The organism is Haladaptatus rarus, assembly GCF_054177585.1.
The window spans coordinates 1-1,610 of sequence record NZ_JBPEHG010000040.1; the positions used below are offsets into that span (position 1 = coordinate 1).

At 56.3% G+C, this 1,610-nt stretch carries 2 rRNA genes; both read right to left on the minus strand.

Features of this window, described 5'->3' with window-relative positions:
- Nucleotides 1-54 precede the first annotated feature (54 nt).
- A 5S ribosomal RNA gene (rrf, locus tag ACR3FE_RS27715) occupies nt 55-176 on the minus strand.
- Between the two features lie 130 nt (nt 177-306).
- Nucleotides 307-1,610: ribosomal RNA gene (locus tag ACR3FE_RS27720) — 23S ribosomal RNA — on the minus strand; the annotation flags it as partial.

A 1,610-nucleotide genomic window follows, 5' to 3' on the forward strand; every position in this document is an offset into this window, starting at 1 on the left:
TAAATAGAGAAACCCCACGCGGAGCGAATGCTCTACGTGGGGTTCAGGTATGAATGGAGGCGGCGAATCGGATTTCCCAGAGGCTCGCGCACTCCAGTACTGACCGAAACGCAGGCAGGCTTAACTACCGTGTTCGGGATGGGTACGGGTGTGACCCTGCCGCTCTGGCCGCCTTAACGTCAACTCACGGAATCGAACCGTGACGAAGATGCCAATCGTTGATGGTTCGTCTGTGACCGTATGTATGTGCAATCCAGTTTGCGCCTGGACTCACTGTAGTGGGTACAGTGGTTCCAAATGCGGTATGATTGTGTGGCGTTGATCGGTTAGTACTCGCGGGCTGAACACCTCGTTGCCTCGGTGCGTACACCCCGAGCCTATCGAACTCGTCTTCTACGAGTGATCTCAGGTGGTATCTCTTTTCCAGGTGGGTTTCGAGCTTAGATGCGTTCAGCTCTTACCCCGTGGTGCGTGGCTGCCCAGCACGCGCCTTGTCAGACGACTGGTACACCAGTGGCACCCATTCGTAGTTCCTCTCGTACTATACGAACGTTCCCGTCAGATACCGTAACACCCCCAATAGATAGCAGCCGACCTGTCTCACGACGGTCTAAACCCAGCTCACGACCTCCTTTAATAGGCGAACAACCTCACCCTTGCCCGCTTCTGCACGGGCAGGATGGAGGGAACCGACATCGAGGTAGCAAGCCACCGGGTCGATATGTGCTCTTGCCGGTGACGACTCTGTTATCCCTAAGGTAGCTTTTCTGTCATCAATGGCCCGCATCAAGCAGGCTCATTGGTTCGCTAGACCACGCTTTCGCGTCAGCGTCCCTCGTTGTGTAGGACACTGTCAGACTTCCTTATGCTCTTGCGCTCTTCCCCGAGTCTCCGACTCGGGTGAGGAAATCTTGGGGCGCGCTCGATATCTTTTCGAGCGCGTACCGCCCCAGTCAAACTGCCTGGCTACCGGTGTCCTCCGCCAGGAGTGAGGGTCGCAGTCACTACCGGGTAGTATTTCAGTGATGCCTCGGTGGCCCGCTAGCGCGGGTACCTGTGTAGCGGCTCCTACCTATCCTGCACAGTAGCGACCACGTCCCAGCGACAGCCTGCAGTAAAGCTCTATAGGGTCTTCGCTTCCCCTTGGGGGTCTCCAGACTCCGCACTGGAATGTACAGTTCACCGGGCCCAACGTTGGGACAGTGACGCTCTCATTGATCCATTCATGCAAGCCGCTACTGAAGCGGCAAGGTACTACGCTACCTTAAGAGGGTCATAGTTACCCCCGCCGTTAACGGGTCCTTCGTCCCATTGTACTGGGTGTTCAGATACCCGCACTGGGCAGGATTCAGTGACCGTACGAGTCCTTGCGGATTTGCGGTCACCTATGTTGTTACTAGACAGTTGGAGCGTCCGAGTCACTGCGGCCTGCTCTTCTCCAGAGCAGGCATCCCTTATCGCGAACTTACGGGACTAACTTGCCGAATTCCCTAACGTCGGTTGCTCCCGACAGACCTTGGCTTTCACCGCCTGAGTACCTGTGTCGGATCTTGGTACGATCATCATGCTCGTCTTTTCACGGGCTCCGGGTACCACCGACTTGCGCTATC